We start from the raw sequence: 12,305 nt of genomic DNA, 5'->3' as shown, positions 1-12,305 counted from the left end.
ATTTCCGAGCAATTTTTGACGTACCAAATTTTTGGGCGTTAGATAAGTATTGTTTTCAGCCAGTAGACTTTCGTTTACTTACTTAGCCATAAAAAAAATTTATGTGCAGGCAAATTCCGGGCGCCGGGGGACGCGCGGCTTTTCCCTGGGGCTGGAAGAACCTACTCGACGCCTCACGGCACCGGGCGTATATCTTCCGTGACATGCTTGCCGCCTCGCTTACGGCATCCAGACCGATAAGACGAGCGCATCAGCTCAGCCGCCCGCTTGGCTGTCGCCTTGCGTGACGACCTACACCGTCGCTGCACATAGTAGACCTCATGCCTCGTGCACATCTGACTCTCGTTATACTCACAACCTGCATTGTCGCAGTAGACTATCAAGCATATCACCACCTTGCTGCACAACAAAGAGGGCACCGGCCAAAGCCAGTGCCCTCTTCTCTCTATCCAAAATCCAGGGGTGGAATCAGTGCCTCTGATTAGCTACACTTCTTCCACTTGCTAGTATATCATACTTTGTTTCACGAATGTGTTGCATCTTTTTTTCGCGGCCATGTTTCAGCCAGCCTTCCTTGGCCAGCCAGCACCACTGCATCCGATTGCGTTAGATTGCATCTGCGCCATAGAGCACAATGCTCATCTTGCCCACCAGCGCTTTGCGGTTTCGCCAGATTGTACTTCTCTCGCAATGCAATTCTTTTTCGATTTCTTTTTGACTCCTGCCCTCGAAGTAGACCAGCGGAATAATCCGGAAATATTCCTGGTCTTTTATAAAGTCCAGGGCCACTTCGATTTCCTGCACCTCCTTGGTGTCGCGATGCAGGCGCTCTGTTAATAAAAATATTTTCTCCTGCCGGAGTTCTTCCAGATCACGCTCCGGGGGTTTCCCGCTATGACTCTGAAACATAACGATGTCCGCCGACTTGCCCATGTCCTCATGTGCAATATCCTTGATGTCATCTTCATAGCGCTTGATATTTGCTTTTAATGCCGGATAAGCACGCAGTCTTCGTTCAGTTGCCTGATATGCGTTTTTGGTTGACTGCTTTCCAGCGGTCATCATTTTTCGACCAACGCTTTCGATGGTCTTTACAATCTGCTGCAAGTCTTTCTCCGATAATGCCATTGGTTTTTCCTCCGATACGCTCACTGAAAAATTAGGCTGTTCTCCATGTGCCGTTCGGTATCATTGCCGCCCGCGCCTGCGGTCTCTATCTGCCGCATCACGCTTACGGCGTTTCCTGGCCTTAATGTGTTTTGGTGGCTGAATACGTCTCAGCCACCTCCTTGGTAATAATTTTACTATTATATTGTGCATCTGTCGAACAATCCAATCTAAAATTTGCATATTTAATCATCATCGTAGGTAACAGTGGTATTTGTTTCATGGCAATATTTGCACCTTACGAATGACCATTTCTCATTTATATCTGTCTCATAATCAGCCCCGCAGTTATGGCAAGTCACATTTCCACGGCGCCAGCCATTTTCTCTGCTTCTATTCTTATATGAAGGAACTGACCTTTTATTTCTCTCTTGTGGTTGTGGCTCTTCTTGGCTTTCAGGCAGTTCCAGGCCATTGCTGGCAATGATGGCCACCTTCTGCAAATCAATTTCCCACAGTCCGCCCGCAGGCAGGTTGCAGGCAAATATCGGACGGTTTCGCTGACGAAATGCCGCCGCCAACTTTTCCGCACTGTACTTATCCATGATGACAGTTTCTTTCGGCAAATTTGGAATGGTCAGCACCACCTGCGCACTGTCAGCAGGTGGTGCAGGCTCAGGCGGGCATGTCTTCAGTTCTGCATTCTCCAGCCAATCCATCACTGCCAATCTGCCATTGATAATGTCACTTAGGTATTCAGCCGCCTTGCCTGCCGACTCTTTAAGCTGCCTGTTCAGATTTTTCCTTTCCGACAACTGCACCAAATCATCAACGATTTTCTGCATTTCTTCTTTTTCCATTAACAGCCTCCACCAATCATGAAATCATATGTAATCAGATAAGCCCTCGCAAACTGCCGTCTGTGTCTATGGCGGCTATCACCTCTATATCTACGCCATTCATCGAATAGCTGGCGCTGAATTCGAATAGCGGCTTTATTATGGTACCTTCTAATCATTATTTACCTTCTCATCCTTTTGTCGCCGTTCAATTTATTGTAGTTTCTCTCAGGTTCCCAGTCCAGTGACTTCCTGAGCCCTCCCATCATCATTATGACCGCCCGCCGCATCTGTTACTCTCTTGCATACTGCGGTTTCTCGAAATGCCGAATGCACATCATCTTCAGGCGATACTGTTTTGCCTTATAAATCTTCATCTGTAATTTAGTCAATGTCAAACCTCCCAACTTACCTATAATTCGATGTACTCAATCTCTGTTATTTTATGATCCGGTTTCCAGTTTCTGTTTATCATGGCTTACACTCCTGTACCACTCATGAAACCTATGCCAACACAGCTCTCCATCCTTGTAAAAACTCAACTTGCAGCCATCTGACACAGGGCATAACTCACAGTATTTAGTATTAACCATATGAGCAATTTGAAAAGCAGCTCTCTTATCTTCCTTATCGCCCATCTTTGTACCTCTCTTTGAACGACTCCAAATCCTGTACTGCCCCAACATCTTCAGCCGGCATCTGGCGCAGGAACTTATGCAGCCGCCCGCATTCGCAACGAGGGCACCCGCCATGGTTCCTGCATGTCTTGTCTATGGCTTTTGCCCCGTGATACGGCTTTCGATGCTCTTTGCCGTGTTCAATCGCTTTGTCTATGCTCAATTCCAGTCATCCCCATCCGTAAGCGATACTTTCAGATACAAAAATATCGCAATACAGTTCAACTTATTCCAGATATCCTCAGATATGATGCACAGTATCAACACTATGGCATAAAGCAGATGTTTACACAGCTTATACATTACTTTTGCCCCCTGCCCTCTTCTCAGTCACGATATGCGTCAGGTTTTCCGGCATCACGATACCTCTCAGCATATTTCTGAATGCATCCCGCCCCGCGCTGGTACTTCTATTACAAAGCTCCCTTGCTTGTGGCCGCATCATTATCCGTATTTTCGTTGCTGCACTTTTCTTCACTTTTCATCACGCTCCAAGTTGTTCCATCGCTCGATGCAGGCCATACGGGCATCTGTATTCGGCGGCGCACAGATTGTTTTCCGCCCGCATTCCTGGCACTCGATCCACCAAAACACTTTATGGATGATACGCATCCGCCCGCCACATATATCACACGGTTCCAGCTTTTTCATGGCATTTCTTCTCCAGCTCAGAACATCGCTCCACCAGCCAATTACTGAAACGCCTGATTTCCTTATACTCTTTGAGCATCTGTTCCAGTTGCCGGTGCTTTCTTGCGGCTGGCGTTTTACCCATGATGCCAATATTATGGCAATAGGCAATAGCTTCATCTATGGTCATCGTGGTATTCCCTCCAATGCCTTATTTACTCCATTATACGAAAGCTTCCCATGACATCAGCACGAACCTGCTTTCTAAGACGTTCTTTGGCTTCTAGACGTCCAAATGCATCTAAAATTTCCTGCCAATAATGGTCATTTAATAATTTAAGATATTCCCTCAACATATCCGCGACAAATTTGGCTTCGGTTTCATTTAACATGATACCCTCATTAAGTTCACGATTGTCACGGCTATCAATCCATCTAATAATATCTTGCATCGATTTTATTTTCGAATTAAGTTTTTGCATCTCCGCCCGCTTACTATCATCCATGCCTTCTTCAGACTTATTCAGTTTATCAATTAACTTATCAGAAAATGCTCCTAAGCATGCTTTCAGCTCTAAAGGCCCCGGCGTCATGCCAACGTTGCAATAAATCATGTATAATAAACGTTCTTTTTTATTATCATATTTTCCCCTGGTTGTAAGCATAATCATATTCCCTCCAATGCCTTATTTACTCCATCTTGCCCATATAAACAGTATCAGGCACGCCGGCAGGCAGGACAATATCCCTGTCAGCACCGGATGTTCAAACATTTCCATCGTCAGCCCTCCTCCCTAACCTCGCAAATCGTTCGAATACCTCTCAAACGATTGAGCCCGCATATTTACTGGCTTCGTAGAGATTAATGTCACCTGATTTCCCCGACTTTATTCCTCGCCATATCAATACTAGCTTCTGTATAATAAATAGCCCAACAGCACGCCAATCAGAACAAAAATACAACCTTCCATCGGTTTATCTCCTTTCATCATTTTTCCTGTACAGACAATGCCAAAACATCGGCTCAAAATATTTGCATTCCGGACAATGCGACATGTGAACCGCGCTGCCCGTCCAAGGACAGGCAACAGCGGTAAATACTAACTGACCACAAAAATCGCAACGCTCAATTTCCGGCGTTGTATTCTTAATCTCCTTCTCCATATTCGTTCCTGCTTGTACAGAACGCCATCATCATCCGCATGCTGGCGTTAATCAGATGCGGCTCACTTCTATCACCCTTGCGATAAAGATTGATGTGGCGCATTGCTCTGGCCAGATGTTCGTCCGTGGGTATTGTCCGCCATGTCTCCCCTGGGTGCTTCACAGCCCCAGCCGTCAGCCCTACGGCTATTTCATCCAGCCATGCTGCAGATATATAGCGGTATTCATTGTTTTCGCTGTCCTGTGGAAATTCCTGATTTTTCTTCTCGTCCATTATTTAAGCCCTCTCCTTTTCTATTCTCTTTGCTCGCTCCAGTTGTTTCCATGATTTCGGTTTGGGGCATTCCTCTTTGGGATGTCCATGCCCATCGGTTTTACATCCCAAAGTGCAATCATGAGGGTCTCCATACATCGGATGCCCCGCGTTTGTGATTGCTGCATAGCACCTTCTGCAACTCTTTTTAATCATCTCTATTCCTCCATCCCCGCCAACCTCGCAGAATCGTTCGAATACCTCTCAAACGATTTCACCCGCATAAATACTGGCTTCGCGGCGTTTTTCTAACGATTTCGAACGATTCTCGAACGATTGACCTCTCAATTTTAACGATTACTTCACAACCCCTGCTCTGGCCATGGCATCTGCACTTTCAAAGCCATGCCGATGTGCATGTTCCTTGGTTATCATCTCACACCACTCTCCACAGATGGAGCATATGCCACGATGATAGCGTGTAGGATGTTTGGTCTTCATGGTTATGTTGGCCAGCTTGGACGGCTTTTCTTCGCCCCGTTCTATCCGCTCACAGCTTTCCATGTGACACTTGCGGATACCCTTGGCCATGGACTCTGGTATGTGCATGTACCTTGCCTGCTTATACGCCATCATGCACCCACCCTCTCTGCCTGCCGACCAGCATCAGCAGTGCCATGATTTGAGCATCGCCCCGTTTAGCCCGGCGTAATACCCGCCATTGGATTTCGGTCATATTATCCAGTAGCTTCCGCAACTCTTTTTCTGTCTCATTCATAATCTTGCCCCCTAGAATGGGATTTCTTCATCCGGCACTGGCTGACCAAATCCGCCCGCCGCCGTGCCTGCCGTTGCCGGTGCTAGCGCATCCGTTTCCTTTCCGTCATTGCCAGCCGTTCCGGCGTTTTGTTCCAGTTCTTTACTCTCAGCTGATTTTCTGCCTGTTCTTCCAGCCGGGAGCATTTCCCGGCCACAGAACAAAGACTCAACATCAGCAGTGCCATCAGCGTGCCGCCCGCCCCGATGGCCAGCCATAGCAACGCTTTTATATCAAATTCAAACATCTGCCTGCCTCCTGCTTCTATGCGGATGGTGCTTGACCATGAGATCATGGGCTTTTTTCAGCTGCATGTACCGCTCATAATAGCTGTACTCTTCGCCCCACGTCAGGGAAATTCTCGTGTGCTTATGGGTATTTCTGCTGCCTTTAATCAATTTTGCGCTCCTTTACCTTGAAAACCTCATAGAATTTCTGCACGGTCAGGCTGATGGACATTTCATCGTTCTTATAGGCTACCAGTCTGTCTTCATGTTCTTCGTCCTGCTGGAAGTCCCACTTTTCGCCAGGCTTGAAGTGGATTGCAATCCCGCCATAGTCTCCCATAACATAGATACCTGCTGTTATTGCTTCACATACACCACTCATGTTTACGCCACCTTTTCAATAATCTCTGCCTCGCCCGTTAGTAAATCATTCAGTACCAGTCTTGCCCATGACCAGCTGCCTAATCTGTCCTGATATAACAGGCCCTTGCTCGTGGAGAATTTCGCTTCGCAGATTGCCCCGGTCTTGAGACGGATCTTGAAGACCTCCCCGACCTCTTTCCCAAACATCTCTGCAATTTCCGGTATCTTACTCACTTTTTCCAGCCTCCTTCTTGGCGATAGCTCTAATCTTGTCCTGGTTCTCAGTCTTATATGTCCGATACATCAATCCGCGGATTGCTTTCTCGGATAACCCTGTTTCTTTGGCCAATACCGGGTATGGTATTGCCTTCAGCACCCCATCGAACACCTTTTGCATCTCTTCGGCTGTCCAGCTATGATCATGCGGCTTGATGCGCTTCGGATTAGCTATACCTAAATCCCTGCACCTTCTGATTACCGCTCCATAGGTGCGGTTCAGCAGGTTAGCTATCTGAGCGCCTGTCTTTTGGCCTTCCTCGATGTAGCTTTTCAGTCTGGCATCTTCTTCCTTTGTCCATGGCGTCAGCTTGCGGATGCTGTTGTTCTGCACATCCGCCCGCCGCTTCGCCTTTACCCAGGCAGGTTCTTTCCCTAATATCCGCTCTGGCATTTTGGAAAAATCTAGAAATGCTTTGTTGGCTTCCGCCCACTTCCAAAAATCTGCCAGCTTCACAACTTTGAAGGAACACTGGCCGACTCGTTTGTAATGCACCGGCAGGCCACGGTTCTTTATCCAGCTGATATTTGCATAGCCGTCCACTGACTCCCTGCCCTTCACGGCCCGCAGGAGCTGCGCCAGTGTGATGTAATCGCCATTATCGAGGAACGCGCCCAGCCCTAATCTGGCTTTCCTTACATTTATCGCGCCTACCGACCTGCCCAACCTTTTGGCAATCCCAGGGATTGACACCCGCCCATACAGGTCTTCCAGCAATTCTTCCTCTTCCTTTGTCCACGGTTTATTACGCATGACGTTCCGCCCTCGCTTTGCAGGCTTCCACGATGCCATATATCTCATCTTTCCATGCTTTCCAGGCAAGGTTTACGCCGTTATCCTTTACCACCGGTCTGATTTTGTAGCCCGCCCGCTTCAGCGCGACGTACTGGCCATAACTCATGCCATAACTTTTGGCTTCTCTGGCCAACGTGTCCAACTTGGACACGCCGACATGTTTCTTATGAATTCTTTTTTTCTCCTTGTAGGCTTCTATTCTGCCATTGCGGATGACGATGGCACATTTCGGGCAACGCTTTGCCCGGCTGAACTTCTGCGTTATCGTGAATTCCTCTCCGCACAATTCGCAGATTTTCGTTCTCGTGTAGGTTTCATTCTCCATTCTGCTGCCCCCTTGCCTTTTCCGTTTTGATGAGCTCTGTCAGATACCATGCGGCCTTTTTCAGCGAATTGATGCCGCCCGGCGTCTGGTAATGTGCCGGATGATTGACTTCATCACGTGGTTTTATACGGAACCACAGGCTTGATATTCATAAACGTTGACATGTCTCCTAATTCCACGATTTTTTTCATCTTCTTGTATGCTCCTTCTGATTTTGATACGGATGGACTTCAGCTGGCGTTTCAGATATCGTGGCCGTTGTCCGGTTCCGTTCATCATAGCCAGCAACTCAGCTTCCCTGGCGAATAGATCAGCCAGCGTTTTGCGTTTCCTGCTCTTCGACATCTTCATGTACCTCCCCATCTGACTCCCACATGTTTTCCTTGTCATATTTCAGGCCATTTTCTTCAGCCCACGCCTTTGCCCAGGCTTCCAAATTGATGCCCGCTTCCAGATAGCTGTATGGGCAATTCTTGGCGTTGTTGTTGACGGTTTCCACTCCGTATTTGCGAAACACTTCACGGATCAGGCATTTCTTCCATGCTTTCTTATGGCACTTCCCGCAGGTCTTCGGGATAAAACCGGAATAAAGCTTTTCGAAGTCTTCGCCAGTGAGGCAAAGGCTGCTGCTCATCGTCTTGACGCGCTCATAGTATTTTGCGGCCTTATCATTCGGGATGAATATGATATCCATGTGGGATAAGTGGCGAGTGAAGTCCTTGGCAGCATCTTCTTCCAGAAAATCATAACGGCGCTTGATGGCTTTATAGCCCCACGTCTTGCAAGTGCGCAAGCTACGCATGAATTCTGCATCTGCATTGCCGACCTTTTCATAGTCTTCCACGACGCGCCCCATCAGCTCCACCAGCAGCATGAGTCTTGTCATGTTGGCCTTCTCAGCCTTGGAAAGATAGCTATTCAATTTGATTCCCCCTATAGCCGCCCGCTTAAGAGCGGCTCACTCTGAATTTTGGATTTTTGGATTAGTTAAAGGTTCTGCTCTTGCGCCATGTGATTTCATCGCTCAGGCGCTTGATTTCTCTCTTGGTTCTTGCCTGCAGGATAGCCCGCTTTGGTCCTTCCATGGTTTCCAGCTTTTCTAGCCAGGCTTCATACATGCTGCGCATTTCTTCGGCGGCTTCCAGCTGCAGGTCATTTTCTGCCTGATCCGCTTCCTTCTGCCTGGCAGCTTCTTCCCGCTGGCGTTCCCGCATTTCCTCATCTGCAGCGACTGCCGCCACCGGGATTTCATCGATATAGCCGTTATCCTTTAGCGGGATAGCTTTAGACGTGCCCGTCTTGGCCACTTCCATGGCCGCCGCCCGCAAGACATCGTCTTTGGTATCGTAAGTACCGCTGAGATATTCCCATTTCCTCTCTCTGCCCTGTTGTTCCACACAATAGGTACCACAATACCTTCCAGCCATATCTTTGCTCACAGTGGCCGTCACAACGAAATTCAGATAGCTTTTGTAACCGCCCCTGCCAGTCTTGTATGTTTCGTCTCCGTTCTCTTCGGTCTCTACCAGTTCCCATTTTCCATAATTAGCTGCCAGCTTACGATGGCACCCTTGAGCCACGCCACATTCCTCATTGACTTCCCGGCAGGACTCACAGCATTTCATGCAGGCCGTGGCCAGATGGCAGTTTTCGCATGGCGTCAGCGCATCATAGCCGTATTTTTCAGCTTTCTGCCAAATCTTATTCAGTGCGTCCTGCTGGCGATGGGCTTCAATCTTTTCCATGCGTTCCGCCCATCCCGGTTCGTCTTCCCTTTCTTCATGTTTGACGATGGTCACATGGTTCAGGGATATGCCGCCCTCAGCATTGAGCTGGTCAGCCACTTTCTGTTGGCCTTCCTCGGATAGCTGGCTGGCTTCATAGGCCACTGTAACTTTGAGACGGCCATCCTGGAACGCCTGCTTTAAATCCTCATTCTGCAGGTTCTTGGCTATGGCGTGATATCTTGCCAGCTTGCCTGAAGACATCTGGAGCATCTTTCCTACGATGTCCCGCACACGGCCTTCCAGTCCGTTCTGCTCTTTCATACGATTGAGGATGTCTGTCATGCGTTCCGCCTGCCGCATCTTCTCAGCATCGGATAGCTGGCGTGCCGTGCTATTGGTCAGCATCAGGAGCAAGTCCAGCATATCTTCATCGTGCTCATTCTCGATAAGGCAGTTGACCTCAGCGAACTGCTGCATGCGTTTTTCGTTCACTAGCAGTTTGCAGGCCGTCCAGCGGCGTTCCCCGCTGATGATCATGTACTTGCCTGTCTCGTCAGCCGCCCGCACCACGAGATTGTGGAGCACACCGCCCGCAATCTCGATAGCGTCAGCCAGTTCTTCAATGTTCTCGACACTGTACACCTTCTGATTTTCCGGATCAGGATAGAGCTCATTGATATTTAGCTTTCTGAGCTCATATTTTGGTGCTCCATCTGCCGTTTTGCTTGCCTGGTTCATCAGGCCCATCAGGTTAAATCCTGCCATTGCTTATCCCTCCACCATTTTCAGCAGTTCTGCCACAAATGCTTTGTAGTCCTTGGCCGCCCCACAGCGTGGAGAATGAACCATAATCGGCTCAGCCGTGAAGGTGGACTCATCTACCTTATCCGTCCAGCGGATGAAGGTATCAAAGGCTTTGTACTTTTCGGCCTGTTTCAGCCATTCAGCGCCCTGCTGATTGGTATCATTGCGGCGATAACTCGTGATGAGCGTACCCAGTACCTGCAACTGCGGATTGAAGTATTCCTTGACGGTATTCATCTGATCCAGCAGGCAATCGATGCCATCAAACGTGAACTTATCGACCTTTGCCGGGATAATCAGATAATCGCTGGTGGCAAGTGAATTGATTACGCACATGCCCAGGCTTGGAGCATTATCTATCAGCACATAATCATAATCATCCTTGACCTGTCTCAGGACTTCTCTGAGCCGTACCTGCTGAGGTGTCACGCTATCCATGAGCACGGCCTTTTCTGCTTCCGCAAGGGAGAGATTGGCAGGGATGATATCCAGCCCCTCATATTCGGTGTGCAGAATGACTTCTTCCGCCGTCACTCTGCGTTTCATGACATCGGTCATACTTGGCTTGTCATAGCCGTACACGCCGAAGAACTGGGAGCAGTTGCCCTGCTGGTCATTGTCTACCAGCAGCACCCGTTTCCCGCAATCCGTCGTCAGGATATAGCTGGTGTTGATGGTGGTAATGGTCTTGCCTACGCCGCCTTTGAGATTTGCAATGGTTAAAACTTTCATCGTCTTATTCCTCCTTAGGTTGTTGGTGTTCATGTTTATATAGTCAGCAGGTTAAATGGGCTGTTTTCCTTCCTGCTGGTCTCCGGACTCAGGTAATCCATGAAGTGGATAACCATGTCAGCCTTCACTTCATAGCTGGCCAGTTCATCCGCCGTGGCGTATTTATGGCCATAGGCTTCCTTCATGCCCCGCCACACGGCCCAAGGCACAAGGAAATAGCGCAAATCAAAGCCTGTGCCTATTCCACAGCATACGAATGATGCCGCCCCTGCCTTGTGATATTTTTCGAGCATTGCGGCCTGTGTTTCGGTCACTGCATCCTGCTTGATTCGCTCTTTCTGGGTGTATTTGGCTTCAATGGCTATCATCCGCCCGCCTTTCAGGCAGCCAATGAAATCAGGCTGTGCCTTGGCGGTAAATTGGACTTCTGCCCTTCCCCTTGCCCGGTTGATATTCTTCACTACACGGAACGGCTCGCTCTCCTTGTGGAGCACCAATCTGCCATCCCGCTCATACATCCTTGCCGCGCCCATGATCATGTCTTCCATGATGCGCCCCTGGCTATTGTTTACCCTGCTTATATTGCTTCGGCTCATACCGAACTGCATCTAATCACTTCTCTCCTTCCAGCTTTCTGCCGATGCATTTCCGGATGAGGAAAGTCCGCTCTCCTGCTCCATACTTTGCATAGCGCCGGAAATAATAATCTGTTACCTTGACTGACTTGCCACACGTCCACGGCATACACCGCGACCATTCTCCCATATCACTGCACCATGAAGCATTGAGACAGTCATAGCAGCATATCTGCCGCTTATTTTTCTTAGTCTTGCATACGTTTCCCCGGCAATAATACTTAGTCACAATTCAGCCCCCTTTTTTGTGGATAACCTTGTGGATTATTCTCTATCCATCACGCTCAAAAACGGCGTGTTGGTAGTCAAAATCATCTTCCGTCTTTCCCTTGAAAGACAATGGAAGCACTACATGGTAGCCTTTGGGTGCCTTGATTTCCTTTCGGAACGTTCCTCTGGGCACCAGCTTCTTTTCCGGTTTCGTGCGGATGAGGTTCTTGCTCGTGCAGATGCGGCTACGCTGAGCCTCGATATCTGCATCCAGCCCTTTGGCATCACCACCTTCTTTTTTGATGCGCATTTTCTCATTGAGCGTGGTGGTTATGACGTCTTCCTTGGTCATATACGCCGCCACACGCCTAGCATCCATTGTGGTTCCCTCGTATGGCTTGAAGTAGGTATTGCCTAACTTCCATGCCGCATTCATCGCCTGCTTCATTTTCGCAAACTGTACGCCTGGAAGTGCCGGCAGAAGAATGTGTCCATGCAGTCGCCCCCTCCCGGCCAAATTCTCATGGACGGCTATATACTTCAAATCCATCCCATGTTTTTGGTAGAACGTTCTCAGGCTGCGGATCATCTTCTCATATTCCGCCTTGAACTTCTTCAGCTCCACCTTCTCTGCCAGTGTGAAGGACACCCACCAATCTCCAGCTTGGAAGTTATCCATGATTAACCTACACAGCTTATCTGTCCTATGTCTCAGGTTTATCT

At 48.6% G+C, this 12,305-nt stretch carries 23 protein-coding genes; all 23 read right to left on the bottom strand.

Features of this window, described 5'->3' with window-relative positions; all coding sequences use genetic code 11:
• Window positions 1–173 precede the first annotated feature (173 nt).
• Entirely contained in the window at window positions 174–383 is a 210-nt protein-coding gene (locus BLQ59_RS16135; RefSeq protein ID WP_081342425.1) for a hypothetical protein, read from the bottom strand.
• A 223-nt stretch (window positions 384–606) separates the two neighbouring features.
• Window positions 607–1,128, bottom strand: coding sequence for a hypothetical protein (locus BLQ59_RS03140; RefSeq protein WP_074571471.1), 522 nt, complete (start codon window positions 1,126–1,128; stop codon window positions 607–609).
• Between the two features lie 224 nt (window positions 1,129–1,352).
• Window positions 1,353–1,967 (bottom strand): class I SAM-dependent methyltransferase, encoded by a 615-nt coding sequence (locus BLQ59_RS03135; RefSeq protein WP_074571470.1) that lies wholly within the window; start codon window positions 1,965–1,967, stop codon window positions 1,353–1,355.
• A 606-nt stretch (window positions 1,968–2,573) separates the two neighbouring features.
• On the bottom strand, window positions 2,574–2,786 hold the full coding sequence (locus BLQ59_RS03125) for a hypothetical protein (protein WP_074571468.1): 213 nt from the start codon (window positions 2,784–2,786) through the stop codon (window positions 2,574–2,576).
• A gap of 311 nt (window positions 2,787–3,097) precedes the next feature.
• The gene (locus tag BLQ59_RS15910; protein WP_176756704.1) at window positions 3,098–3,235 is read right to left on the bottom strand and encodes a hypothetical protein; all 138 of its coding nucleotides are present in this window, start codon (window positions 3,233–3,235) and stop codon (window positions 3,098–3,100) included.
• Between the two features lie 16 nt (window positions 3,236–3,251).
• Window positions 3,252–3,443, bottom strand: coding sequence for a hypothetical protein (locus tag BLQ59_RS03115; protein ID WP_074571466.1), 192 nt, complete (start codon window positions 3,441–3,443; stop codon window positions 3,252–3,254).
• Between the two features lie 25 nt (window positions 3,444–3,468).
• Window positions 3,469–3,924, bottom strand: a complete 456-nt coding sequence (locus BLQ59_RS03110) for a hypothetical protein (protein ID WP_143005267.1) — start codon at window positions 3,922–3,924, stop codon at window positions 3,469–3,471.
• A gap of 304 nt (window positions 3,925–4,228) precedes the next feature.
• Window positions 4,229–4,417 carry a hypothetical protein gene (locus BLQ59_RS15695; RefSeq protein WP_143005266.1) on the bottom strand — a complete coding sequence of 63 codons (189 nt, stop codon included), beginning with the start codon at window positions 4,415–4,417 and terminating at the stop codon, window positions 4,229–4,231.
• A complete protein-coding gene (locus BLQ59_RS03105) occupies window positions 4,401–4,691 on the bottom strand; it encodes a dATP/dGTP diphosphohydrolase domain-containing protein (protein ID WP_074571464.1) in 291 nt (96 codons plus the stop codon). Before BLQ59_RS03105 ends, BLQ59_RS15695 begins: the two co-directional genes overlap by 17 nt.
• 336 nt (window positions 4,692–5,027) lie before the next feature.
• Window positions 5,028–5,306, bottom strand: a complete 279-nt coding sequence (locus BLQ59_RS03095) for a hypothetical protein (protein ID WP_143005265.1) — start codon at window positions 5,304–5,306, stop codon at window positions 5,028–5,030.
• Window positions 5,293–5,448, bottom strand: coding sequence for a hypothetical protein (locus tag BLQ59_RS15905; protein ID WP_176756703.1), 156 nt, complete (start codon window positions 5,446–5,448; stop codon window positions 5,293–5,295). Before BLQ59_RS15905 ends, BLQ59_RS03095 begins: the two co-directional genes overlap by 14 nt.
• An 82-nt stretch (window positions 5,449–5,530) precedes the next feature.
• Complete coding sequence (locus BLQ59_RS03090; RefSeq protein WP_074571461.1) at window positions 5,531–5,734, bottom strand: hypothetical protein; 204 nt, start codon at window positions 5,732–5,734, stop codon at window positions 5,531–5,533.
• Window positions 5,727–5,885 (bottom strand): hypothetical protein, encoded by a 159-nt coding sequence (locus BLQ59_RS15900; protein WP_176756702.1) that lies wholly within the window; start codon window positions 5,883–5,885, stop codon window positions 5,727–5,729. Before BLQ59_RS15900 ends, BLQ59_RS03090 begins: the two co-directional genes overlap by 8 nt.
• Window positions 5,878–6,096 (bottom strand): hypothetical protein, encoded by a 219-nt coding sequence (locus BLQ59_RS03085; RefSeq protein ID WP_074571460.1) that lies wholly within the window; start codon window positions 6,094–6,096, stop codon window positions 5,878–5,880. Before BLQ59_RS03085 ends, BLQ59_RS15900 begins: the two co-directional genes overlap by 8 nt.
• Window positions 6,097–6,098: 2 nt before the next feature.
• Entirely contained in the window at window positions 6,099–6,311 is a 213-nt protein-coding gene (locus BLQ59_RS03080; protein WP_074571459.1) for a hypothetical protein, read from the bottom strand.
• Window positions 6,304–7,107 (bottom strand): hypothetical protein, encoded by an 804-nt coding sequence (locus BLQ59_RS03075; protein WP_074571458.1) that lies wholly within the window; start codon window positions 7,105–7,107, stop codon window positions 6,304–6,306. The genes BLQ59_RS03080 and BLQ59_RS03075 overlap by 8 nt, the downstream gene beginning before the upstream one ends.
• A complete protein-coding gene (locus tag BLQ59_RS03070) occupies window positions 7,100–7,474 on the bottom strand; it encodes an FmdB family zinc ribbon protein (RefSeq protein ID WP_074571457.1) in 375 nt (124 codons plus the stop codon). The genes BLQ59_RS03075 and BLQ59_RS03070 overlap by 8 nt, the downstream gene beginning before the upstream one ends.
• 310 nt (window positions 7,475–7,784) lie before the next feature.
• Entirely contained in the window at window positions 7,785–8,396 is a 612-nt protein-coding gene (locus BLQ59_RS03060; protein ID WP_074571455.1) for a DUF5651 domain-containing protein, read from the bottom strand.
• 61 nt (window positions 8,397–8,457) lie between these two features.
• Window positions 8,458–9,966 carry a ParB/RepB/Spo0J family partition protein gene (locus BLQ59_RS03055; RefSeq protein WP_074571454.1) on the bottom strand — a complete coding sequence of 503 codons (1,509 nt, stop codon included), beginning with the start codon at window positions 9,964–9,966 and terminating at the stop codon, window positions 8,458–8,460.
• A 3-nt stretch (window positions 9,967–9,969) separates the two neighbouring features.
• Window positions 9,970–10,737: a ParA family protein gene (locus BLQ59_RS03050; RefSeq protein WP_074571453.1), complete on the bottom strand. Its 768-nt coding sequence runs from the start codon at window positions 10,735–10,737 to the stop codon at window positions 9,970–9,972.
• A 35-nt stretch (window positions 10,738–10,772) separates the two neighbouring features.
• Window positions 10,773–11,333: a Holliday junction resolvase RecU gene (locus tag BLQ59_RS03045; RefSeq protein WP_074571514.1), complete on the bottom strand. Its 561-nt coding sequence runs from the start codon at window positions 11,331–11,333 to the stop codon at window positions 10,773–10,775.
• 16 nt (window positions 11,334–11,349) lie between these two features.
• Entirely contained in the window at window positions 11,350–11,601 is a 252-nt protein-coding gene (locus tag BLQ59_RS15690; RefSeq protein WP_143005264.1) for a hypothetical protein, read from the bottom strand.
• A gap of 42 nt (window positions 11,602–11,643) precedes the next feature.
• Window positions 11,644–12,261 (bottom strand): rolling circle replication-associated protein, encoded by a 618-nt coding sequence (locus tag BLQ59_RS03040; protein WP_143005263.1) that lies wholly within the window; start codon window positions 12,259–12,261, stop codon window positions 11,644–11,646.
• Window positions 12,262–12,305: the final 44 nt, after the last annotated feature.

The sequence above is a fragment of the Pseudoselenomonas ruminantium genome, from assembly GCF_900104055.1.
In the GTDB taxonomy this organism is placed as follows: Bacteria; Bacillota; Negativicutes; order Selenomonadales; family Selenomonadaceae; genus Selenomonas_A; species Selenomonas_A ruminantium_C.
The sequence above is the reverse complement of the archived record's forward strand: the minus strand, read 5'-3'. Positions and strand labels throughout refer to the sequence as shown.